This window comes from Pseudomonas sp. NMI542_15, from assembly GCF_021283425.1.
GTDB classification, from domain to species: Bacteria; Pseudomonadota; Gammaproteobacteria; order Pseudomonadales; family Pseudomonadaceae; genus Aquipseudomonas; species Aquipseudomonas fortuita.
The window spans coordinates 188,942-210,324 of the sequence record NZ_JAJSRO010000010.1; the positions used below are offsets into that span (position 1 = coordinate 188,942).

Below are 21,383 nucleotides of genomic sequence, written 5' to 3' on the forward strand. Positions count from 1 at the left end.
AATTTCCGGAAGCTGCGCATGTATCGATTTCTTTCTCGTTTTCCTTCATCTACAAGTCTGGTCCTGCTGTTTGCAGGTGGGATGAGCGTTAATGGCAGTGCCAAGGCCAGTTCACCCGATGTCGTCGTCATGGCACCGCTGGTGGTCACCGGTGCCTATGCCCCCACCAGCACATTCGACCTGCCGTTTTCGGTGGATACCGTTGACCTGTCCCACGGCACCGATGGCCAACTTGGCGTCAACCTGTCAGAAGTGCTGAGCAAAGTCCCTGGGCTGGTGGTGCAGAACCGTCAGAACTATGCGCAAGACCTGCAGATTTCGTCGCGGGGCTACGGTGCACGCTCGGCCTTCGGCGTGCGTGGCATCAAGCTGCTAAGCGACGGCATACCGGCCAGCACGCCCGACGGGCAAGGGCAGGCCGCCACGCTGAACCTGGATGTGGCCGACCGTATTGAAGTGCTGCGCGGCCCGGCAGCGACACTGTATGGCAGCAACGCCGGTGGTGTGATCCAGATGTTTACCCGGGACGGGCAGGGGCCTGCGCGCGTGGGTGCCGAAACCACCTTCGGCAGCGACGGCTTCAACAAGAATCACCTGTCGGCAGAGGGCGGGAACGACACGGCAGGGTTCGTGCTGGATGCCTCGCGCCTGGATACCGATGGCTATCGCGACCACAGTGCCGCGCGCCGTGACCAGACCTTCGCCAAGGTCAACTTCAAGCCCGACGACGACTCGCGCATGGCGCTGATCTACAGCAGCCTGGAGCAGAACAACACGCAGGACCCGCTGGGGCAGACCTGGGATGCCTACAAGCATGACCCACGTTCCACGGCAGCAGTGGCCGAAACCTACAACACCCGCAAAAGCATCGACCACCAGCAACTGGGCATGAACTACGAACGCTACTTTGGCGATGCCACGCTGCAGTTCAACCTGTACGCGGGGCGACGCAGCGTGGTGCAGTATTTGTCCATCCCCAAATCGGTGGCCTCCAACAGCCAGCGTGGCGGCGGGGTCGTTGACTTCGACCGCGAGTTCCACGGCGGCACCCTGCGCTGGATACAGCCGGTTGCGAATGTGCCCGGCAACCTAACCTTCACGGTCGGCGCCGATTACGACCAGAGCAAGGACGACCGACGCGGTTATCAGAATTTCAGCGGTGACCAACTGGGCCTTAAAGGTGAGTTGCGCCGCGACGAGAAAGACACCGCTACCAGCCTGGACCCTTACCTTCAGGCGCATTGGGAAATCGGCAACTGGACCAGTGAGCTGGGGCTGCGCTACAGCACCATGGAAATGCGTGTCGACGACCACTACTTGGCCAACGGTGACTCCAGCGGCTCGAAGAAGTATCAGCAGGCCACGCCATCGCTGTCGGTGATGTACGCGTTCACGCCTGATCTGCGCGGTTACGTGAGCGTCGGCAAAGGCTTCGAAACCCCCACGCAGGCCGAAATGGCCTATGCGCCGGGTGTGCTCGAAAGCTTCAACTTCGGCCTCAAGCCCGCCACCAGCATGCAGTACGAATTGGGTGTGAAGTACCGGCTTGGCGAGCGCACGCGCCTGAATGCAGCGGTGTACGAGATTCATACCGATGACGAAATCGTCGTCGCCAGCGCTACGGATGGTCGAACCAGCTATCGCAATGCGGGGCGTACTGTACGACGCGGCTTTGAGGCGAGCCTGCAAAGTGACTTGAGTCAGCAGTGGCAGACCACCTTGGTGTATACCCGCACTGATGCCCGCTATGCCGACGACATCAGCCAGACCATCCAAAGTGGCAACCGCCTGCCAGGTGTGCCGCTGGACAACCTGTATGGCGAGCTGGTCTGGAAGCCAGTGTCGTCCCTCAGCATGGGGGTTGAAGGGCAGTACCGCAGTAAGGTGTATGTGGACGACAGCAACAACGCCAAGGCCGCACCTGCGTATGCGGTATTCAACTGGCGGACCCGGTTCGAGCAACATGTGGGGCCTTGGACGTTCCACCAGCTGGTGCGGCTGGACAACCTGTTTGACCGGCAGTATGTAGGCTCGGTCATTGTCGGCGACGGCAACGGGCGTTACTACGAAGCAGCGCCCGGGCGGTCGTGGTATGCGGGGGCGGGGTTGGAGTACCGGTTCAGGTAGCTGGCAACATCCTGACGAAGCATGCAGTGCGGTGAATGGCGGGGTGAACCCGATCTCATGGAATAAACGCTAACTCGGTGCCTTAGCAGGGGGTTTGTGGGAGCAGGCTTGCCCGACGCAAGGCCGCTCCCACAGTGGGGCGCGAGGTACTCAGTATTCCCAGAAGATCCGCTGCAGCTCTTTGCTGTCCTGGGTCTTGGTCATGGCGACCATCGCCAGAATACGAGCCTTCTGCGGGTTCAGGTCGTGGGCCACCACCCAGTCGTTCTTGTCATCCGGCTGTTCGGCATTGCGCAGCACAAAGCCACCCTGGTTGACGTGCGACGAACGGATGATCTGCACGCCGTTCTTGCGCAGCTCCTGCAACGCCGGCACCACCCGCGACGACACCGAACCGTTGCCGGTACCGGCGTGGATCAGCGCCTTGGCACCGTTCTGCGCCAGTGCCTTGTAAGCGGTGTCGGTCACGTTGCCATAGCCATAGGCAATGTCCACCTGTGGCAGGCTGCTGATCTGCTTGATGTCGAACTCGGAATTGACCGTGTGGCGCTTGGCTGGCAGGCGGAACCAGTAGGACTTGCCTTCTACCACCATGCCCATTGGGCCCCAGGCGCTCTTGAAGGCTTCGGTCTTGATGTTGACCGACTTGCTCACGTCACGCCCAGACTGGATCTCGTCGTTCATGGTCACCAGCACGCCCTTGCCGCGCGACTGCTTGTCGCCGGCCACGGCCACGGCGTTGTACAGGTTGAGCATGCCGTCGGCAGACATGGCGGTGCCCGGGCGCATCGAGCCGACCACCACGATTGGCTTGTCGGTCTTTTCCACCAGGTTGAGGAAGTAGGCGGTTTCTTCGAGGGTGTCGGTGCCGTGGGTAATGACGATACCGTCGACGTCCTTGCTCTCGGCCAGTTCGGCAACCCGCTTGCCAAGCTTGAGCAAGTCCTCGTTGGTGATGCTTTCAGAGGCGATCTGCATCACCTGCTCGCCGCGTACGTTGGCGATGTCGGCCAGTTCCGGCACGCCGGCAATCAGCTTGTCGATGCCCAGCTTGGCAGCCTGGTAGGTGGCGCTGTTGGCCGCGCTGGCGCCGGCGCCGGCAATGGTGCCGCCCGTGGCGAGGATGACGACGTTGGCCAGTTTCTGCTGGGTTTCGGCTTCTTTGGCAGAGGCGGTGGCTGGCAGGATCAGCAGCAGGGCGAGTGCGCTGGGGGCGAAGGTTTTGAGTGCGGCGTTCATCATTATTGTTCTCTCTTCCTAATGAGATTGTTGTTATTTCGCACAGAGCGGAAGGCATATTTCGTACCAAGCCATCGTGCGCCCCTTGTAGGAGCGGCCTTGCGTCGCGACGGGCTGCGTAGCAGCCCCGACAATGTGGGGTGTTGCACCTAAAACGGAGCCGCTACGCGACCCTTTCGCGACACAAGGACGTTCCTGCAAGAGACAATGTTCCATTCGTAATTCCGAACAAGCATAGGAAAGGCTGTTCGGTTTTCCGGAAAAAACTGCATAATCGGCTCCAGCAGCATCTGCCTCCGACAGCCAAACGGATTTGACAAACGCCGGTCTTGTTTCCATAGTTAGCCAACGCAAACGTTTGCGATCCGATAAAAAAACAAGATTCGGAGTCATCGTCCATGAAACTGCCGTTCCCCGGTCGTCTGCTGGCCCTCGCTGTCGTTTCCTCCCTTTCCCTCGCACTGCCCCTGTCTGCCGCTCACGCCGAAGACAAACCCAAAGTCGCTCTGGTGATGAAGTCACTGGCCAACGAATTTTTCCGCACCATGGAAGACGGCGCCAAGGACTACCAAAAAAGTCACGCCGACGAATTTGAGCTGATTGCCAACGGCATCAAGAACGAGACCGACACCGGCGAGCAGATTCGCATTGTCGAACAAATGGTCAATGCCGGCGCCAAGGCGCTGGTGATTGCCCCGGCTGATTCCAAGGCGCTGGTGTCGGCGGTGAAGAAGGCCATGGACCAGGGTGTGGTGGTGATCAACATCGACAACCGCCTGGACCCTGATCTGCTCAAGAGCAAAGGCATCAGCGTGCCGTTCGTGGGCCCCGACAACCGCAAAGGCGCGCGCCTGGTCGGCGACTACCTGGCCAGCCAGAAGCTCAAGGCAGGCGACCAGGTGGGCATCATCGAAGGGGTCCCGACCACCACCAACGCCCAGCAGCGCACCGCCGGTTTCAAGGACGCCATGGACGCCGCAAAGATGAAAATCGTCTCGGTACAAAGCGGCAATTGGGAAATCGACAAAGGCAATGCCGTCGCCGCCTCCATGCTTAACGAATACCCCGACCTGAAAGCATTGCTGGCCGGCAACGACAGTATGGCCCTGGGCGCCGTATCGGCCGTGCGCGCCGCCGGCAAGGCCGGCCAGGTGCAAGTGGTGGGCTACGACAACATCAACGCCATCAAGCCGATGCTTGCCGATGGTCGCGTGCTGGCCACCCTCGACCAGGCCGCCAGCCAGCAGGCGGTGTACGGCATCCAGGCTGCGCTGAAAATGGTCAAGGGCGAGAAACCGGATGTGGATGCCGACAACGTCATCCAGACCCCGGTCCAACTCATCACCAAGAAGCCCTGATGCTGCCAGGAGACACGGCCATGCCTGCATCGGCCAATGAAGTGGTGCTCGCCGCCAACGGCCTGGGCAAGACGTACGCCCAGCCGGTGCTGGGCGAAGTCAGCCTGAACCTGCGGGCTGGCGAAGTACTGGCCCTGACTGGCGAGAACGGCGCGGGCAAGAGTACGCTTTCCAAGCTCATCAGCGGCCTGGAGGCGCCCACCACCGGGCACATGACCTACCGCGGCCAGGCATACGCGCCCGGCAGCCGCAGCGAGGCCGAGCGCCTTGGCGTGCGTATGGTCATGCAGGAGTTGAACCTGCTGCCCACGCTGACCGTGGCGGAAAACCTGTTTCTCGACAACCTGCCCAGCCGCTTTGGCTGGATCAGCCAAAAGCGCCTGCGCCAGCTGGCCACGGCCGCCATGGCCCAGGTCGGGCTTGACGCCATCAACCCGGACACCCCGGTCGGCGAACTGGGCATAGGCCATCAGCAGATGGTCGAAATTGCCCGCAACCTGATCGGTGACTGCCATGTGCTGATCTTCGATGAACCTACCGCCATGCTCACCGCGCGCGAGGTGGAGTTGCTGTTCACCCAGATCGAGCGCCTGCGCGCGCGGGGCGTGGCCATCGTGTATATCTCGCATCGCCTCGAAGAGTTGCAGCGCGTGGCCCAACGCATCGTTGTGCTGCGCGATGGCAAGCTGGTGTGCGACGAGCCGATCCAACGCTACAGCAGCACCGAGCTGGTCAACCTGATGGTCGGCCGCGAGCTGGGCGAGCATATCGACCTGGGCCGCCGGCAGATCGGTGCGCCGCTGCTCAAGGTCGACAAGCTCAGCCGTGCGGACAAGGTGCGCGAAGTGTCATTCGAGGTGAGGGCAGGGGAGATCTTCGGCATATCCGGCCTGATCGGCGCCGGCCGTACCGAGCTGTTGCGCCTGATCTACGGTGCCGATCGCGCCGACAGCGGCAGCATCGCGCTGGGCCTGCCGCCGCAGCCGGTAAGTATCGACTCGCCCAAAGCCGCGGTGCGCGCTGGTATCGCGCTGATCACCGAAGACCGCAAAGGCGAGGGCCTGCTGCTGACGCAGTCGATCAGCGCCAACATCGCCTTGGGCAACCTGGGTGCGGTATCGCGGGCCGGCGTGCTCGACGGCGAGGCGGAACAGGCTTTGGCCGAACGCCAGATCCAGGCCATGCGCATTCGCAGTGCCGGCGCGCAACAAGTGGTGGGCGAGCTGTCTGGCGGCAATCAGCAGAAAGTGGTGATTGGCCGCTGGCTGGAACGCGACTGCCAGGTGCTGCTGTTCGACGAGCCCACCCGTGGCATCGATGTGGGTGCCAAATTCGATATCTATGGCCTGTTGGCCGAGCTGGCGCGCCAGGGTAAGGCCCTGGTGGTGGTGTCCAGCGACCTGCGCGAGCTGATGTTGATCTGCGACCGCATCGCGGTGCTGTCCGCCGGCCGCCTGATCGACACCTTCGAACGTGACCATTGGAGCCAGGATCAGCTGCTTGCGGCCGCCTTTGCCGGCTATCAGAAACGTGACGGAATGCTGCACGGTGCAGCCCCCAGGATGGACGCATGAAAACCACCCCGCTCGATAGCCAAGGCGCCGCCCCTGTGCGCCGCAGTGGCACGTACTTTGGCCTGGGCACCTACCTGGGCCTGGCCGCCGCCTTGCTGGCCATGATTGTGCTGTTTTCGTTTCTTAGCAGCCACTTCTGGTCGTATAACACCTTCAGTACCCTGGCCAACCAGATCCCCGACCTGATGGTGCTGGCCGTGGGCATGACCTTCGTGCTGATCATCGGTGGCATTGACCTGTCGGTGGGCTCGGTGCTGGCGTTGGCGGCTTCTGCAGTGAGTGTGGCAATCCTCGGCTGGGGCTGGGGCGTGCTGCCCTCGGCGCTGCTGGGCATGGCCGTGGCCGCGTTGGCCGGCAGCATCACCGGCGGCGTTACCGTGGCCTGGCGCATCCCGTCGTTCATCGTCTCGCTCGGGGTGCTGGAAATGGCCCGCGGCCTGGCCTACCAGTTCACCGACTCGCGCACCGCCTACATCGGCGATGCCTATGCCTGGTTCTCCAACCCGGTTGCCTTTGGTATTTCGCCAGCGTTCATCATCGCCTTGCTGGTGATTGTGCTGGCCCACCTGGTGCTGACCCGCACGGTGTTCGGCCGTTACCTGATCGGCATTGGGACCAACGAAGAAGCCGTACGCCTGGCAGGCATCGACCCACGCCCGTACAAAGTGCTGGTATTCGCCCTGATGGGGCTGCTGGCAGGCCTGGCCGCGCTGTTCCAGATATCGCGCCTGGAAGCAGCCGACCCCAACGCCGGCTCCGGCCTGGAGCTGCAGGTGATCGCCGCCGTGGTGATTGGCGGTACCAGCCTGATGGGCGGGCGCGGCTCGGTCATCAGCACCTTCTTTGGCGTACTGATCATTTCCGTGCTGGCCGCCGGGCTGGCGCAGATTGGCGCCAGCGAGCCGACCAAACGCATCATTACCGGGGCGGTCATCGTCATCGCCGTGGTACTCGACACTTACCGCAGCCGGCGTGCAGGCCGGCGGAACTGACTATATGGCAACCATCAAAGACGTCGCGGCATTGGCGGGCATTTCCTACACCACCGTGTCCCATGTATTGAACAAGACCCGGCCGGTCAGCGAACACGTGCGGCAGAAGGTTGAAGCCGCCATTATCGAGCTGGACTACGTGCCCAGCGCGGTGGCGCGTTCACTCAAGGCGCGCAGCACAGCCACCATCGGCCTGCTGGTGCCCAACAGCGTCAACCCGTACTTCGCCGAGCTGGCACGGGGCATTGAAGATGCCTGCGAACGCAACGGCTACTGTGTGATTTTGTGCAACTCCGACGATAACCCACAGAAGCAGCGCAGTTACCTGCGCGTGCTGCTGGAAAAGCGCATCGATGGCCTGGTGGTGGCCTCGGTGGGCCAGGACAGCGACCTGCTGCAAAGCCTGGCCTGCGTGCGCACGCCCATGGTGATCGTCGACCGTGAGCTGGAAGGCGTGGATGCCGACCTGGTGCGCATCGACCACGAGCACGGCGCCTACCTGGCTACCCAGCATCTGCTAGAGCTTGGCCACCGCGACGTCGCCTATATTGGCGGCCCCGCCGAAACCGGGGTTACCCAGCTGCGCCTGAACGGCTTCCGCCGTGCCATGGCCGAAGCCGGCGTGCCGGTACTGGGCAGCCGTGTGCTGCACTGCGACTTCACCAGCCCGGGTGGGCATGCGGCAGCGGCGCAGGTACTGGAGGGCAAACGGCCCACGGCGATTTTTGCCGGCAATGACATGATCGGGTTTGGCGTGCTGCGTGCGGCAGCCGAACGCAATATCAGCGTGCCGGGCGAGCTGTCGGTGATCGGTTTCGACGACATCGAGCTCAGCCGCTATGTGTACCCGCCGCTGACCACGGTAGGCCAGTCGATTCGCGAGCTGGGCGAGAGCGCCGCCTCTTTGCTGCTGTCGCGTATCGGCACACCGCGCCAAGGTGCGGCGGAGCAACGCATCGTTGCGCCGCGCATCGTACTGCGTGAGTCCACCGGGCCGCGCCCGGACCTGTTCAACGATTACCGCTAACGCTAAGGAAATGTCATGAATGCCAAGGTTGTGGTGGTCGGCAGCCTCAATATGGACCTGGTGGCTCGCGCCCAGCGCCTGCCCCGGGCCGGCGAAACACTCCCCGGCGATAGCTTTTTCACCGTGCCGGGCGGCAAGGGCGCCAACCAGGCCGTGGCGGTGGCACGGCTGGGCGGTAGCGTGGCAATGATCGGCAATGTGGGTGACGATGACTATGGCCGGCAACTGCATCGGGCCCTTTATGTCGAGGGCATCGACTGCCAGGGCGTCAGCACGTGCCCAGGGGTATCCAGCGGTGTGGCACTGATTACCGTGGATGCTGCCAGCCAGAACTGCATTGTCATCATTCCTGGCGGCAACGGCCTGCTGACGCCGCACTCGGTACAGCGCTTCGATGCGCTGCTGCAGGCAGCCGAGGTGGTCATCTGCCAACTGGAAGTGCCGGCCGACACCGTGGCCTGGACCCTGGCCAGGGCCCGTGAACTGGGCAAGCAGGTGATCCTGAACCCGGCGCCGGCCACCGGGCCCTTGCCGGCGGGCTGGTTTGCCTGCATCGATTACCTCACACCTAACGAAAGCGAGGCCGAAGCCCTGACCGGCGTGGCTGTTACGGACCAGGACAGTGCGCGGCGTGCTGGCGAGCGCTTGCTGCAACTGGGGGCGGGTAAAGTGATCATCACCCTGGGCGCGCAAGGGGCCTTGCTGGTGACTGCCCAAGGTCATCAGCACTACCCGGCGCCGGTGGTGCAGCCGCTGGACACCACCGCTGCTGGTGATACTTTCATCGGTGGCTTTGCTGCCGGGCTGGTGCGGGGGCTGGAGGAGGGCGAAGCCATTGCCTTTGGCCAGCGTGCCGCAGCCTTGTCGGTTACCCGTGCTGGCGCCCAGCCGTCGATCCCTTACCTGGCGGAGCTGACACCATGAAGAAAACCCCCTTGCTGAACGTTGCCCTGTCGCGGGTCATTGCCGGCATGGGGCATGGCGATATCCTGGTGATCGGCGATGCCGGGCTGCCGGTGCCACCAGGCGTGGAACTGATCGACCTGGCCATCACGCCCGGTCTGCCGGATTTCGCCAGCGTGTTGCGGGCGGTGTTGAGCGAGCTGCAGGTAGAGCGGCATGTGCTGGCTGAAGAAATGCAGAAAGTGGTGCCGCCAGCGCTGATCGAAATCGAGCGGCTGAAGGGCAAGCTGGGCAAGCGCGAATGGCTGAGCCATGAGGATTTCAAGGTGTTGTCGCGCAGTGCCCGTGCAGTGGTGCGTACCGGTGAGTGCCAGCCCTACAGCAACATCGCCCTCATCTCCGGCGTCACTTTCTGACAGCCACCGCGCTTTTTGTAGGAGCGGCCTTGTGCCGCGATGGGGCGCGAAGCGGCCCCAGATTTTCAGCTTCGCAGCAAAACTTTCCGGGGCCGCTTCGCGCCCCATCGCGGCACAAGGCCGCTCCTACAGGGGGCTGCGGTGTGTTTGTGTCCTGTGTTCTGGCAACAAGGAGTGCCCCATGCTCAAACCCCTGCTACAAGGACTCGCCTTCATGGCCACAGCCACCACCCTTCAGGCCGCCCCCATCGACCTGATCATCGATACCGACCCTGGCGCCGACGACGTGGTCGCGCTGTTTCTGGCCATGGCCTCGCCCGACGAGCTCAATATCCGCGCCATCACCACCGTGGCAGGCAACGTGCGCCTGGATAAAACCTCGCGAAACGCCCGCCTGGCCCGCGAATGGGCGGGTCGCGAAGACATCCCCGTGTACGCCGGCGCCGGCCGCCCACTGGTGCGCGCGCCGATATACGCCGCCGATGTTCATGGTGAAGAAGGCCTTACCGGGGTACAGGTGCACGAGCCCAAAGCGCCTCTGGCCCAAGGCAATGCCGTGCAATACCTGATCGACACCCTCGGCACAGCCAAACCGCACAGCATCACCGTGGCCATGCTCGGCCCGCAGACCAACCTGGCCTTGGCGCTGATCCAGCGCCCGGACATCGTCAAGGCCATCAAGGAGGTGGTGGTCATGGGCGGTGCCCATTTCAACGGAGGCAACATCACCCCTGTGGCGGAATTCAACCTCTATGCCGACCCGCATGCCGCCGAAGTGGTGCTGGCCAGCGGTGTGCAGCTCACCTACCTGCCGCTGGACGTCACTCACAAGCTGCTGACCAGCGACGCACGCCTGAAACAACTGGCAACCGTGAACAACCAGGCCAGCAAGCGCGTGGTGGATATCCTGAATGCCTACATCACCCACGACATGGACCTGTACGGCATGCCCGGCGGCCCGGTGCACGACGCCAGTGTCATTGCCTACCTGCTAAAGCCCGAGCTGTTCAGTGGCCGGCGTATCCACATGAGCATCGACAGCCGCGAAGGCCCGACTTTCGGCCAGACGGTTGCCGACTGGTACGGCGTGCTCAAGCAGCCGGCGAATGTGTTGTGGGTGGAGCAGGGCGATGCTCAGGGGCTGTTTGACCTGCTCAGCGCCCGTCTGGCGCGATTGGAATAGCCGCGTGCGGCGCGTAGCGCTCGAACACCTGGTCGATGAAGCTGCGGGCCGCCTCGGCACCGTTGTCGCGTACCAACAGGTCGATGGCGATCAACAGCAATTCTTCCGGTGTGCCAGGGCTGTACGCGCTCTGGCCCTCCGCCCATTTGACCTTGATGTCGGCATCGATGCTGTGGGTACTCATGAAAAGCTCTCGCTGGGGCCCGGGACGAAGGGGTGAACACCTGACCCTGGTGTTCGATGGAGGCGGGATGCGCTCCACTTCTTGCAGTAAATCATGGCTTTGCGCCAGTGACTGTGCGCGCTAAGCATATGGCAAACGCAGTGGGTTGTGCAAAATCCGGTCACGATTGCTTTTCGCCTCGCTGCCAGAGTTCAGGCAGACTTGACCGGTTTTGCAACGAATACCCAGCGGAGCTGTCGGAACAGACAGTTCCCGGACCTATTTAGGAGGCTTCATGTTCCGTACCCGTGCTTACCTGGCAACCCTGGCGGTGGCTGCTGTCCTGGCTGGTTGCAGCACTGGTGGCAACGCCGATGGTGGTGCTGTGCCAGCTTCGCCTGTAGCCAATGACGGCCGCTGCGATGCCAGTGGCGCCGATTTTGCCATTGGCAAGCCTGCCAGCGCCGAGCTGCTGGAGCAGGCACGCAAGGCCAGTGGCTCGCAGATGGCACGCATTCTCAAGCCGCACGACGTGGTAACCCTGGAGTACCGCTCCGAACGCCTGAACCTGAACGTGGACGAGCAGGGCAAGGTAACCCGCGTCAACTGCGGTTGATGCAGCTCCAAAGGCCCATGCGGTCCCTGTAGGAGCGGCCTTGCCGGGGCGCCGGACCGGCCGGAAAGGGCCGCAAAGCGGCCCCAGGTTTTTAGCTTCACCGCCTGAAGCAAAGAGCAGCGTGTGCCGCCTGGTCAGCGCCCATAAAAAAACCCGCCACAAGGGCGGGTTTTTTCACAGCTTCCGAATTACTCCGGACGAACCTGAGCAGCCTGCATGCCCTTCTGACCGCGCTCGGCGACGAAGGAAACAGTCTGACCTTCTTTCAGGCTCTTGAAGCCGTCGGATTCGATGGCTTTGAAGTGAACGAACAGGTCGTCGCCGCCGCCTTGTGGGGTGATGAAGCCGAAGCCTTTCTCATCATTGAACCATTTGACGGTGCCGGTTTGGCGATTGGACATGGGATGAATCTCCAGAAACTTGAAATTTTTCGAAGTGCCTAGACGCCTGAGCTGTCTGGCACAGAGGACATCATAGTCTAATTCTGCAGAACTAGCGCCTTTTACCTTCACCAGATGTTGATCTAACGCAAAATAGTTACCGGCGGTCACCGGCTTTAAGGGTTCAGCGCTTCGGTGCGCAGGCCTGTTGCACCACAGTCTGGGCCTTCTGCATCAGCTTGGCGTCAACGCCATCCTTGCTGTCAAGGTCGGCAATCTCGGCGTCGGTGAAATTCTTTTTGATGGCTCGTGCGCCGCAGTCGCAGTGTTTTTTCGCGGTGGCAGCGTCAACGCCCTGGCTGCCGGCCACTTGCGTGCACTGGGCGGTGTAGGCGGCCTCCTTCCCGGCGGGGAAGTTGCCAGCGTTTGCTGCCACGGGCAGCAGCAGGGCGCCGGCGGCCGCCAGGGCCAGAAGAGACGGAACTCGCATAACCAGTTACTCCTTGGGTCAAGGTCTCATCAAGAGTAGGTTGCTTCCTAAAGTCTGAGCCGTATTTTTCCGCGATAGTTCACCGCTGCGGTGCAATTTCCAAATATTTCTGCCTGGGGCGCAACCCGCGTGCTAGCATGCCCGGCTTGTAGTCGCGCTGTGCCGGCTGCAGCTATCTTTTTTCTTTCCAGTCACTCTGGTTCGTCCCTTGCAAGCCGAAAGGCTTCTGCCACTGTGAGGCAGGCTTCCTTATGAAGGAAGGCAGGCCGGATCTTGTACTGGCTCATCCCAACCCACGTGACCTTTGGTAGGGGTCACCACTAGGAGAGGAGGCGCCATGCCCATTATTACTCTTCCCGATGGCAGTCAACGTTCGTTTGACCACGCCGTATCCGTCGCCGACGTAGCCGCATCCATCGGTGCCGGCCTGGCCAAGGCCACGGTCGCCGGCAAGGTCGATGGCAAACTGGTCGACGCGTGCGACCTGATCAGCCACGACGCCACCCTGCAGATCATCACCCCTAAAGATGAAGAGGGACTGGAGATCATCCGTCACTCGTGCGCCCACTTGGTCGGCCACGCCGTGAAGCAGCTCTACCCGACCGCCAAGATGGTCATCGGCCCGGTTATCGATGAAGGCTTCTATTACGACATCGCCTACGAGCGCCCCTTCACCCCTGAAGACATGGCTGCCATCGAAAAGCGCATGATGGAGCTGATCGAGAAAGACTACGACGTGGTCAAGAAAGTGACCCCGCGCGCCGAAGTCATCGATGTGTTCAAGGCCCGTGGCGAAGACTACAAGCTGCGCCTGGTCGAGGACATGCCGGATGAGCAGGCCATGGGCCTGTATTATCACGAAGAATATGTCGACATGTGCCGTGGCCCGCACGTGCCGAACACCCGCTTCCTCAAGGCATTCAAGCTGACCAAGCTGTCCGGAGCCTACTGGCGCGGTGATGCCAAGAACGAGCAGCTGCAGCGCGTGTACGGCACCGCCTGGGCCGACAAAAAGCAGCTGGCTGCCTACGTTCAGCGCATCGAAGAAGCCGAAAAACGCGACCATCGCAAGATCGGCAAGCAGCTCGACCTGTTCCACCTGCAGGAAGAAGCCCCGGGCATGGTGTTCTGGCATGCCAACGGCTGGACTGTATACCAGGTGCTTGAGCAGTACATGCGCCAGGTTCAGCGCGCCAACGGCTACCTGGAAATCAAGACCCCGCAGGTTGTTGACCGTATTCTCTGGGAGCGTTCCGGGCATTGGTCCAACTACGCCGAGAACATGTTCACCACGTCGTCGGAAAGCCGTGACTACGCGGTAAAACCGATGAACTGCCCGTGCCACGTGCAGGTGTTCAACCAGGGCCTGAAAAGCTACCGCGACCTGCCGCTGCGCCTGGCCGAGTTTGGTGCCTGCCACCGTAACGAGCCGTCCGGCGCCCTGCACGGCATCATGCGCGTGCGTGGCTTCGTGCAGGACGACGCGCACATCTTCTGCACCGAAGACCAGGTGAAGAAAGAAGCCGCCGACTTCATCAAGCTGACCCTGGACGTGTACAAAGACTTCGGCTTCAGCGATATCGCCATGAAGTTGTCCACGCGTCCGGCCAAGCGTGTCGGTTCCGAAGAGCTGTGGGACCGTGCCGAATCGGCACTGGCCGACGCCCTGAACGAATCGGGCCTGGAGTGGGAATACCAGCCAGGCGAGGGCGCTTTCTATGGCCCGAAAATCGAGTTTACCCTGCGCGACTGCCTCGGCCGTAACTGGCAGTGTGGTACCCTGCAGTACGACCCGAACCTGCCAGAGCGTCTGGATGCCAGCTATATCGCCGAAGATAACAGCCGTGTTCGCCCGGTCATGCTGCACCGCGCCATCCTCGGTTCGTTCGAGCGCTTTATCGGCATGCTGATCGAGCACTACGCGGGTGTGTTCCCGGCGTGGCTGGCACCGACCCAGGCGGTGATCATGAATATCACCGACAAACAGGCCGATTTCGCCCTCGAGGTTGAGAAATCTCTGAACGGTAGCGGTTTCCGTGCCAAGTCGGACTTGAGAAATGAGAAGATCGGCTTTAAAATCCGCGAGCATACTTTGCTCAAGGTCCCGTACCTTTTGGTTATAGGGGATCGCGAAGTCGAAACGCAGACCGTTGCAGTGCGTACTCGCGAAGGCGCAGACCTGGGCTCCATGCCCGTCGCCCAATTCGCTGAGCTTCTGACACAAGCGGTTTCCCGGCGTGGTCGCCAAGAATCGGAGTAATGACTATTAAGCGTGAAATGAGAAACGATAAGCGTGCTGTACCGAAGGCCCCGATCAACGAGAATATCTCGGCCCGCGAGGTTCGGTTAATTGGCGCAGACGGCGAGCAGGTTGGCATCGTCTCGATTGATGAAGCGCTGCGTATCGCTGATGAAGCGAAGCTGGACCTGGTAGAAATCTCTGCAGACGCGGTACCGCCCGTCTGCAAGGTCATGGACTACGGCAAGCACCTCTTCGAGAAGAAGAAGCAGGCCAACGAAGCCAAGAAAAACCAGAAGCAGATCCAGATCAAAGAAATCAAGTTTCGTCCAGGGACGGAGGATGGGGATTACCAGGTAAAACTACGCAACCTGGTACGTTTCCTTACCGATGGGGACAAGGCCAAGATCTCTCTGAGATTCCGTGGTCGTGAGATGGCCCACCAGGAGCTGGGCATGGAGCTGTTGAAGCGGGTTGAAAATGACCTGCTTGAATACGGCACCGTTGAGCAGCATCCGAAGATGGAAGGACGCCAGCTTATGATGGTCATCGCCCCCAAGAAAAAGAAGTAATCTCCCGGGCACGGCAGGCCTGATGATTATGTGTAATTTTATCGAATGCGGAGTTCCAACATGCCAAAAATGAAAACCAAAAGCGGTGCTGCGAAGCGCTTCCTGAAGACAGCTTCGGGCTTCAAGCACAAGCACGCTTTCAAGAGCCACATCCTGACCAAAATGTCGACCAAGCGTAAGCGTCAACTGCGCGGTGCCAGCTTGCTGCACCCGTCTGACGTGGCAAAAGTCGAGCGCATGCTGCGCGTTCGTTAATTCTGGTTAAGATAGAGGAAGTTACTCATGGCTCGTGTTAAGCGTGGCGTCATCGCTCGTAAGCGTCACAAGAAAATTCTGAAACTGGCTAAAGGTTACTACGGTGCACGCTCGCGCGTATTCCGCGTAGCCAAGCAAGCGGTCATCAAGGCAGGCCAATACGCCTACCGCGACCGTCGCCAGAAGAAGCGTCAGTTCCGCGCACTGTGGATCGCTCGTATCAACGCCGGTGCCCGCAATAACGGTCTGTCCTACAGCCGTCTGATTGCTGGCCTGAAAAAGGCTTCGATCGAAATCGACCGTAAGGTTCTGGCCGATCTGGCAGTGAACGAAAAAGCGGCGTTTGCTGCGATTGTCGAGAAAGCTAAAGCCGTTCTGGCTTAAGTACCCGCGACAATCACCCGGCGGCGCTAGCGCCGTCGGGCATTGAACGTCATCGATAGGGGAAGAGCCTTCAAAGCTCTTCCCCTATTTTCGTATCTGGAGTCTGTACATGGAAAACCTGGATGCGCTGGTCTCCCAAGCCCTAGAGGCCGTGGAGCGCGCTGAAGACATCAATGCCCTGGAACAGATCCGGGTTAATTATCTCGGCAAGAAGGGCGAACTGACCCAGGTGATGAAGACCCTGGGCAACCTGCCAGCCGAAGAGCGGCCGAAAGTCGGCGCGCTGATCAACGACGCCAAAGAGCGCGTCACCGTTGTGCTCAATGCCCGCAAGGCTGCCTTTGAAGAAGCCGAGCTCAGCGCTCGCCTGGCTGCCGAATGCATTGACGTCACCCTGCCAGGCCGCGGCCAGGCCACCGGTGGCCTGCACCCGATCACCCGTACACTCGAGCGCATCGAGCAGTTCTTCACCCACATCGGCTACGGCATTGCCGAAGGCCCAGAGGTCGAAGACGACTACCACAACTTCGAAGCGCTCAACATCCCTGGCCACCACCCGGCGCGGGCGATGCACGATACCTTCTACTTCAATGCCAACATGCTGCTGCGCACCCACACCTCGCCGGTGCAGGTGCGGACCATGGAGTCGACCCAGCCGCCCATCCGCATTGTGTGCCCGGGCCGCGTATACCGCTGTGACTCGGATATCACCCACTCGCCGATGTTCCACCAGGTCGAAGGCCTGCTGATCGATCGCGATATCAACTTCGCCGACCTCAAGGGCACTATCGAAGAATTCCTGCGGGTGTTCTTCGAAAAAGAACTGGCGGTGCGTTTCCGCCCGTCGTTCTTCCCCTTCACCGAGCCGTCCGCCGAAGTCGACATCCAGTGCGTGATGTGTTCCGGCAACGGCTGCCGCGTGTGCAAGCAAACCGGCTGGCTGGAAGTGATGGGCTGCGGCATGGTGCACCCGAGCGTGCTGCGCATGTCCGGCATCGACCCTGAAGAGTTCCAGGGCTTCGCCTTCGGCATGGGCGCCGAGCGCCTGGCCATGCTGCGCTATGGCGTCAACGATTTGCGTCTGTTCTTCGACAACGACCTGCGGTTCCTTGCCCAATTCCGCTAGGCCCAATCGACGCACATTCTAGGAGAACAGCATGAAATTCAGTGAACAGTGGCTGCGCGGTTGGGTAAACCCGCAAGTCTCCCGTGACGAACTGGTCGCCCGCCTGTCCATGGCCGGCCTCGAAGTCGACAGCGTTACCCCCGCTGCCGGCCAGTTCAGCGGCATTGTCGTGGGCGAAATCCTCGCCACCGAACAACACCCGGACGCCGACAAGCTGCGCGTGTGCCAGGTGAGCAACGGCCAGGAAACTTTCCAGGTCGTGTGCGGCGCCCCTAACGCCCGCCCAGGCATCAAGGTGCCGTTCGCCATGATCGGCGCCGAGCTGTCTGGCGACTTCAAGATCAAGAAGGCCAAGCTGCGCGGCGTCGAGTCCTTCGGCATGCTGTGCTCGGCGGCCGAGCTGGAAATCAGCGAAGAGAACGACGGCCTGCTGGAGTTGGCGGCTGATGCCCCGGTTGGCGAAAACATTCGCACCTACCTGAGCTTGGACGACGCCAGCATCGAGATCGGCCTGACGCCCAACCGCGGTGACTGCCTGTCCATCGCCGGCCTGGCCCGCGACGTCAGCGCGTTGTACGACACCCCGGTCACCCGCCCGGTGGTGCCTGCCGTAGCGCCTGCCCACGACGAAGTGCGCCCGGTCGAGGTCAGCGCCCCGGCTGCCTGCCCACGCTACCTGGGCCGCGTTATCCGTAACGTCGACCTGAGCAAGCCGACCCCACTGTGGATGGTCGAACGCCTGCGCCGCAGCGATGTGCGCAGCATCGACGCCGCCGTCGACATCACCAACTACGTGATGCTCGAACTCGGCCAGCCGATGCACGCCTTCGACCTGGCAGAAATCAACGGCGGCATCCGCGTACGCATGGCCGAAGAGGGCGAAAAACTCGTCCTGCTCGACGGCCAGGAAGTTGCCCTGCGCGCAGACACCCTGGTAATCGCCGACCACACCCGCGCCCTGGCCATCGCCGGCGTCATGGGTGGCGAGCACAGCGGTGTGAACACCGAAAAAACCCGCGACCTGTTCCTGGAAAGCGCCTTCTTCGAGCCGATTTCCGTTGCCGGTAAAGCCCGTTCCTACGGCCTGCACACCGATGCCTCGCACCGCTACGAGCGCGGCGTCGACTCGCAGCTGGCCCGCGAAGCTATCGAGCGCGCCACCCAGCTGCTGCTGGACATCGTTGGCGGCGAAGCCGGCCCGGTCGTTGAAGCTGTCAGCGAACAGCACCTGCCGCAAGTGGCCCCGGTTACCCTGCGCGCCGAACGCATCACCCAGATGCTCGGCATGGAAATGGACCCAGCCCAGGTCGAGCAACTGCTCAACGCCCTGGAACTGACCACGACCAAGAGTGGCAGCTCTGAAGGTGTAGCGCAGTGGACAGTCAACGTCCCAAGCCACCGCTTCGACATCAGCCTGGAAGTGGACCTGATCGAAGAGCTGGCCCGCCTGTACGGCTACAACAACTTGCCGGTTCGCTACCCGCAAGCCCGCCTGGCGCCAAAAGGCAAGCCGGAAACCCGCGGTGACCTGCCAACCCTGCGCCGCCTGCTGGTTGCCCGCGGCTACCAGGAAGCCATCACCTACAGCTTCATCGACCCGAAACTGTTCGAACTGTTCAGCCCGGGCGTAGAGCCGCTGTTGCTGGCCAACCCCATTTCCAGCGACATGGCCGCCATGCGCGCCTCGCTGTGGCCGGGCCTGGTCAAGGCACTGCAGCACAACCTGAACCGCCAGCAAGACCGCGTGCGCCTGTTCGAAAGCGGCCTGCGCTTCGTCGGCCAACTGGGTGACCTGCAACAGCAGCCAATGATTGCCGGCGTAATCACCGGCAGCCGCCTGCCAGAAGGCTGGGCCAACGGCCGCGACGGCGTCGACTTCTTCGACGTAAAAGCCGACGTCGAAGCCCTGCTGGGCTACTCCGGCGCCCTGAGCGACTTCACCTTCAGCGCCGGCAAACACCCAGCCCTGCACCCAGGCCAGACCGCCGCCATCGAGCGCGATGGCAAACTGGTCGGCTACCTTGGCGCCATCCACCCAGAGCTGGCCAAAGCCCTGGGCCTGGATCGCCCGGTGTTCCTGTTCGAGCTGGTGCTGGGCGACGTGGTCGAAGGCCGCCTGCCGAAATTCAGCGAGCTGTCCAAGTTCCCGGAAACCCGTCGCGACCTGGCTTTGATTGCAGGACGTGATGTAGCTTCTAGCGCGGTGCTTGAATTAATTCGTGACAATGCAGGCGAATGGCTCACAGACCTCAGGCTGTTTGATGTCTACCAAGGTAAAGGCATTGATCCTGATAGAAAAAGCCTTGCCGTTGGCTTGACCTGGCAGCATCCATCGCGCACTCTTAACGACGATGAGGTGAACACTACCCTGCAAAACATCCTCACCTCGCTCGAACAAAGGTTGAACACCACGTTAAGGAAATAACGGCATGGGTGCTCTGACGAAAGCTGAGATGGCCGAAAGGCTGTACGAGGAGCTGGGGCTTAACAAGCGTGAGGCCAAGGAGCTGGTCGAGCTGTTTTTCGAAGAAATTCGGCACGCACTTGAAGAGAACGAGCAGGTGAAGCTGTCCGGTTTCGGCAACTTCGACCTTCGCGACAAACGCCAGCGGCCGGGCCGCAACCCTAAAACAGGGGAAGAGATCCCGATCACTGCACGGCGCGTCGTCACCTTTCGTCCAGGGCAGAAGTTGAAGGCCCGGGTTGAGGCCTATGCTGGAACCAAGCCATAACGACGAACTGCCCCCCATACCGGGCAAACGCTACTTCACCATTGGTGAAGTCAGCGAGCTGTGTGCTGTAAAGCCACACGTGCTGCGGTATTGGGAGCAGGAGTTCGACCAGCTTAACCCTGTGAAGCGGCGGGGGAACCGGCGGTATTACCAGCGGCAGGATGTGCTGATGATCCGACAGATTCGTGCGCTGCTTTATGACCAGGGGTTCACCATTGGCGGGGCCCGGTTACGGCTCTCCAGTGATGAGGCTAAGGATGAATCCAGCCAGTACAAGCAGCTGATTCGGCAGATGATTGTTGAGTTGGAGGATGTGTTGGTGGTTTTGAAGAAGTGAGCTGGGCTTTTCTGATGAGTGGAAATTTTTTTGAGAAAAAGCTTTCATTTATCAGAGGGTTAGGGTACATTCTTCAACGTCCTCAGCAACATTGAGGACATGCTTCAAAGCCCAGTCGGGGCGTAGCGCAGCCCGGTAGCGCACTTGCATGGGGTGCAAGGGGTCGAGTGTTCGAATCACTCCGTCCCGACCATATATTTCAATGACTTAGGCCATTTCCGAAAGGGATGGCCTTTTTCATATGCGTGATTTTTGCGTGACCTCTCAGGGTTTTACGCCTGCCTCCTCTTCAAAATTGTCAGCGTCGGTCCACGCGAGTCCGTCGCTGAAACTTTGGTTGCCGCCTCTATCAATGCTCCCTCACCCAAGCGGCATCAGTGAATCTCGTGGCTCGCCGGGACCCGCTGAGTTCCAGCGCCGCTCAATGCCGAAGCTCAGGGCGCTACCTCAATACTGTCTTATCCCAAGCTCCGGTCGCTCACGCCTTCCTTTTCGGAAAAGAATAGCCCCGACGAGCACGGCCCTAGCAGGGTGGATAATCGGTAGAACGGGCGGAAGCTACCGAGGCTTCTGCGGAGAGAGAAAGTGGCGAATGCCTTGCTGAAGTACTTGGTGATCGATACGCCCGACAGGAAGAACAACGGCGCGTAACAGCGCAGGAGGAGGCACGAGCCCATGCCCCAAGTTGCATGACGCGAACGACTGCGCCTTTCGACCATCGAACGTTCGTTTAGCGAGCGCCTGTCCAGATGAGGCGATCTCGTATAGGGGATCATCGCTCCATGTTACCGAGTCTTAACTTCCTCAGGATAACGCTGGCACATAGACAACTTGGTCACGCCCCCCATGTTTGGCCGCATAGAGACCGCCGTGAGCGAGCTTTATTGCATCATCAATCTGCTCACCAGAGGGTAGGGGACAAGATGGCATTTCTGTTACTCCACTCCTTGGTTCGTTTTTTCACAAAAGCGGATAGAAAATTCTCAAGCATCTTGGCCAATGCCGCACACGCTCGGCGCCTTCAGGCCAGCCTAAGTAGAAAGCATAGCAAACAGGTTGGCTCTATCCCGGATCTTCCAGTGGGTAATACCTGGCGTTGATCGGCGCGGCTCAATCGGTCGCTCAAGACCTCGACAAACTTCTCAGACCTACAGGTGGCTTGAACAAACGGTTGAGGTTGTCGCCCCTGGCAGGGCGGTCTCAGTGACCAAGTGCAACACCCGAGGTAAGGTGCTGCATGACTACTCACTACACCCACTTGACCATCGAA

At 61.0% G+C, this 21,383-nt stretch carries 21 protein-coding genes, 1 tRNA gene and 2 pseudogenes; 19 read left to right on the forward strand and 5 right to left on the reverse strand.

Annotation, left to right across the window (positions count from 1 at the left end):
* Positions 1-81 precede the first annotated feature (81 nt).
* On the forward strand, positions 82-2,127 hold the full coding sequence (locus LU684_RS16590; RefSeq protein ID WP_232894830.1) for a TonB-dependent receptor family protein: 2,046 nt from the start codon (positions 82-84) through the stop codon (positions 2,125-2,127).
* Positions 2,128-2,277: 150 nt separating this feature from the next.
* Here LU684_RS16590 and LU684_RS16595 read toward each other — a convergent pair whose 3' ends face one another.
* Positions 2,278-3,366 carry an asparaginase gene (locus tag LU684_RS16595; RefSeq protein ID WP_096426979.1) on the reverse strand — a complete coding sequence of 363 codons (1,089 nt, stop codon included), beginning with the start codon at positions 3,364-3,366 and terminating at the stop codon, positions 2,278-2,280.
* Between the two features lie 398 nt (positions 3,367-3,764).
* Here LU684_RS16595 and LU684_RS16600 point away from each other — a divergent pair, with 398 nt between their 5' ends.
* From LU684_RS16600 to LU684_RS16630, 7 genes are all read left to right on the forward strand, one after another.
* Positions 3,765-4,724: a sugar ABC transporter substrate-binding protein gene (locus LU684_RS16600; RefSeq protein WP_197889422.1), complete on the forward strand. Its 960-nt coding sequence runs from the start codon at positions 3,765-3,767 to the stop codon at positions 4,722-4,724.
* 20 nt (positions 4,725-4,744) lie between these two features.
* Positions 4,745-6,298, forward strand: coding sequence for a sugar ABC transporter ATP-binding protein (locus LU684_RS16605; RefSeq protein WP_016487894.1), 1,554 nt, complete (start codon positions 4,745-4,747; stop codon positions 6,296-6,298).
* On the forward strand, positions 6,295-7,290 hold the full coding sequence (locus LU684_RS16610) for an ABC transporter permease (RefSeq protein ID WP_060517224.1): 996 nt from the start codon (positions 6,295-6,297) through the stop codon (positions 7,288-7,290). Before LU684_RS16605 ends, LU684_RS16610 begins: the two co-directional genes overlap by 4 nt.
* Before the next feature lie 4 nt (positions 7,291-7,294).
* Positions 7,295-8,317, forward strand: a complete 1,023-nt coding sequence (locus LU684_RS16615) for a LacI family DNA-binding transcriptional regulator (RefSeq protein WP_016487892.1) — start codon at positions 7,295-7,297, stop codon at positions 8,315-8,317.
* Between the two features lie 15 nt (positions 8,318-8,332).
* Positions 8,333-9,241 carry a ribokinase gene (gene rbsK, locus LU684_RS16620; RefSeq protein WP_095115555.1) on the forward strand — a complete coding sequence of 303 codons (909 nt, stop codon included), beginning with the start codon at positions 8,333-8,335 and terminating at the stop codon, positions 9,239-9,241.
* Entirely contained in the window at positions 9,238-9,636 is a 399-nt protein-coding gene (rbsD, locus tag LU684_RS16625) for a D-ribose pyranase (RefSeq protein WP_016487890.1), read from the forward strand. Before rbsK ends, rbsD begins: the two co-directional genes overlap by 4 nt.
* Before the next feature lie 181 nt (positions 9,637-9,817).
* Positions 9,818-10,819: a nucleoside hydrolase gene (locus tag LU684_RS16630; RefSeq protein ID WP_016487889.1), complete on the forward strand. Its 1,002-nt coding sequence runs from the start codon at positions 9,818-9,820 to the stop codon at positions 10,817-10,819.
* Here the strand turns inward: LU684_RS16630 and LU684_RS16635 are convergent.
* A complete protein-coding gene (locus tag LU684_RS16635) occupies positions 10,791-11,003 on the reverse strand; it encodes a hypothetical protein (protein ID WP_016487888.1) in 213 nt (70 codons plus the stop codon). The two genes, LU684_RS16630 and LU684_RS16635, sit on opposite strands and share 29 nt — an antisense overlap.
* 274 nt (positions 11,004-11,277) lie before the next feature.
* On the opposite strand from LU684_RS16635, the gene LU684_RS16640 reads away from it, so the two are divergent.
* Positions 11,278-11,598: an I78 family peptidase inhibitor gene (locus LU684_RS16640; RefSeq protein WP_016487887.1), complete on the forward strand. Its 321-nt coding sequence runs from the start codon at positions 11,278-11,280 to the stop codon at positions 11,596-11,598.
* A gap of 188 nt (positions 11,599-11,786) precedes the next feature.
* On the opposite strand, the gene LU684_RS16645 is transcribed toward LU684_RS16640, so the two are convergent.
* Both LU684_RS16645 and LU684_RS16650 read right to left on the reverse strand, forming a co-directional pair.
* The gene (locus LU684_RS16645) at positions 11,787-11,999 is read right to left on the reverse strand and encodes a cold-shock protein (protein WP_012273095.1); all 213 of its coding nucleotides are present in this window, start codon (positions 11,997-11,999) and stop codon (positions 11,787-11,789) included.
* Between the two features lie 163 nt (positions 12,000-12,162).
* Positions 12,163-12,468: a hypothetical protein gene (locus tag LU684_RS16650; RefSeq protein WP_016487886.1), complete on the reverse strand. Its 306-nt coding sequence runs from the start codon at positions 12,466-12,468 to the stop codon at positions 12,163-12,165.
* Positions 12,469-12,805: 337 nt separating this feature from the next.
* On the opposite strand from LU684_RS16650, the gene thrS reads away from it, so the two are divergent.
* The 10 genes and pseudogenes from thrS to LU684_RS16700 all read left to right on the forward strand — a co-directional run.
* Complete coding sequence (thrS, locus tag LU684_RS16655) at positions 12,806-14,728, forward strand: threonine--tRNA ligase (protein WP_016487885.1); 1,923 nt, start codon at positions 12,806-12,808, stop codon at positions 14,726-14,728.
* Positions 14,728-15,279, forward strand: a complete 552-nt coding sequence (gene infC / locus LU684_RS16660) for a translation initiation factor IF-3 (protein ID WP_016487884.1) — start codon at positions 14,728-14,730, stop codon at positions 15,277-15,279. The genes thrS and infC overlap by 1 nt, the downstream gene beginning before the upstream one ends.
* A gap of 60 nt (positions 15,280-15,339) precedes the next feature.
* On the forward strand, positions 15,340-15,534 hold the full coding sequence (gene rpmI, locus LU684_RS16665; RefSeq protein WP_003250667.1) for a 50S ribosomal protein L35: 195 nt from the start codon (positions 15,340-15,342) through the stop codon (positions 15,532-15,534).
* 27 nt (positions 15,535-15,561) lie between these two features.
* Positions 15,562-15,918 (forward strand): 50S ribosomal protein L20, encoded by a 357-nt coding sequence (rplT, locus tag LU684_RS16670; RefSeq protein ID WP_009394046.1) that lies wholly within the window; start codon positions 15,562-15,564, stop codon positions 15,916-15,918.
* A gap of 109 nt (positions 15,919-16,027) precedes the next feature.
* Positions 16,028-17,044 carry a phenylalanine--tRNA ligase subunit alpha gene (pheS, locus tag LU684_RS16675; RefSeq protein ID WP_016487883.1) on the forward strand — a complete coding sequence of 339 codons (1,017 nt, stop codon included), beginning with the start codon at positions 16,028-16,030 and terminating at the stop codon, positions 17,042-17,044.
* Between the two features lie 31 nt (positions 17,045-17,075).
* Positions 17,076-19,469: a phenylalanine--tRNA ligase subunit beta gene (pheT, locus tag LU684_RS16680; protein ID WP_232894831.1), complete on the forward strand. Its 2,394-nt coding sequence runs from the start codon at positions 17,076-17,078 to the stop codon at positions 19,467-19,469.
* Positions 19,470-19,473: 4 nt separating this feature from the next.
* Positions 19,474-19,776 (forward strand): integration host factor subunit alpha, encoded by a 303-nt coding sequence (gene ihfA, locus LU684_RS16685; RefSeq protein ID WP_003250679.1) that lies wholly within the window; start codon positions 19,474-19,476, stop codon positions 19,774-19,776.
* On the forward strand, positions 19,757-20,113 hold the full coding sequence (locus tag LU684_RS16690) for a MerR family transcriptional regulator (RefSeq protein WP_003250681.1): 357 nt from the start codon (positions 19,757-19,759) through the stop codon (positions 20,111-20,113). The genes ihfA and LU684_RS16690 overlap by 20 nt, the downstream gene beginning before the upstream one ends.
* Positions 20,114-20,229: 116 nt before the next feature.
* Positions 20,230-20,306: transfer RNA gene (locus LU684_RS16695), tRNA-Pro, on the forward strand.
* Positions 20,307-20,667: 361 nt separating this feature from the next.
* A pseudogene (locus LU684_RS16700) lies at positions 20,668-20,847 on the forward strand (DUF2514 family protein); the annotation flags it as partial.
* 70 nt (positions 20,848-20,917) lie between these two features.
* Here LU684_RS16700 and LU684_RS30605 read toward each other — a convergent pair.
* Positions 20,918-21,028: pseudogene (locus LU684_RS30605) on the reverse strand (GGDEF domain-containing protein); the annotation flags it as partial.
* Positions 21,029-21,383: the final 355 nt, after the last annotated feature.

Bases quoted from the DNA above. Each gene is read 5' to 3' on its own strand.
- LU684_RS16605 (WP_016487894.1), top strand. From the start codon at position 4,745: ATGCCTGCATCGGCCAATGAAGTGGTGCTCGCCGCCAACGGCCTGGGC.
- infC (WP_016487884.1), top strand. From the start codon at position 14,728: ATGACTATTAAGCGTGAAATGAGAAACGATAAGCGTGCTGTACCGAAG.
- LU684_RS16595 (WP_096426979.1), bottom strand. From the start codon at position 3,366: ATGAACGCCGCACTCAAAACCTTCGCCCCCAGCGCACTCGCCCTGCTG.
- thrS (WP_016487885.1), top strand. From the start codon at position 12,806: ATGCCCATTATTACTCTTCCCGATGGCAGTCAACGTTCGTTTGACCAC.
- pheS (WP_016487883.1), top strand. From the start codon at position 16,028: ATGGAAAACCTGGATGCGCTGGTCTCCCAAGCCCTAGAGGCCGTGGAG.
- rbsD (WP_016487890.1), top strand. From the start codon at position 9,238: ATGAAGAAAACCCCCTTGCTGAACGTTGCCCTGTCGCGGGTCATTGCC.
- LU684_RS16615 (WP_016487892.1), top strand. From the start codon at position 7,295: ATGGCAACCATCAAAGACGTCGCGGCATTGGCGGGCATTTCCTACACC.
- LU684_RS16640 (WP_016487887.1), top strand. From the start codon at position 11,278: ATGTTCCGTACCCGTGCTTACCTGGCAACCCTGGCGGTGGCTGCTGTC.
- LU684_RS16610 (WP_060517224.1), top strand. From the start codon at position 6,295: ATGAAAACCACCCCGCTCGATAGCCAAGGCGCCGCCCCTGTGCGCCGC.
- LU684_RS16690 (WP_003250681.1), top strand. From the start codon at position 19,757: ATGCTGGAACCAAGCCATAACGACGAACTGCCCCCCATACCGGGCAAA.
- rbsK (WP_095115555.1), top strand. From the start codon at position 8,333: ATGAATGCCAAGGTTGTGGTGGTCGGCAGCCTCAATATGGACCTGGTG.
- LU684_RS16590 (WP_232894830.1), top strand. From the start codon at position 82: ATGAGCGTTAATGGCAGTGCCAAGGCCAGTTCACCCGATGTCGTCGTC.
- LU684_RS16645 (WP_012273095.1), bottom strand. From the start codon at position 11,999: ATGTCCAATCGCCAAACCGGCACCGTCAAATGGTTCAATGATGAGAAA.
- rpmI (WP_003250667.1), top strand. From the start codon at position 15,340: ATGCCAAAAATGAAAACCAAAAGCGGTGCTGCGAAGCGCTTCCTGAAG.
- pheT (WP_232894831.1), top strand. From the start codon at position 17,076: ATGAAATTCAGTGAACAGTGGCTGCGCGGTTGGGTAAACCCGCAAGTC.
- rplT (WP_009394046.1), top strand. From the start codon at position 15,562: ATGGCTCGTGTTAAGCGTGGCGTCATCGCTCGTAAGCGTCACAAGAAA.
- ihfA (WP_003250679.1), top strand. From the start codon at position 19,474: ATGGGTGCTCTGACGAAAGCTGAGATGGCCGAAAGGCTGTACGAGGAG.
- LU684_RS16650 (WP_016487886.1), bottom strand. From the start codon at position 12,468: ATGCGAGTTCCGTCTCTTCTGGCCCTGGCGGCCGCCGGCGCCCTGCTG.
- LU684_RS16630 (WP_016487889.1), top strand. From the start codon at position 9,818: ATGCTCAAACCCCTGCTACAAGGACTCGCCTTCATGGCCACAGCCACC.
- LU684_RS16635 (WP_016487888.1), bottom strand. From the start codon at position 11,003: ATGAGTACCCACAGCATCGATGCCGACATCAAGGTCAAATGGGCGGAG.
- LU684_RS16600 (WP_197889422.1), top strand. From the start codon at position 3,765: ATGAAACTGCCGTTCCCCGGTCGTCTGCTGGCCCTCGCTGTCGTTTCC.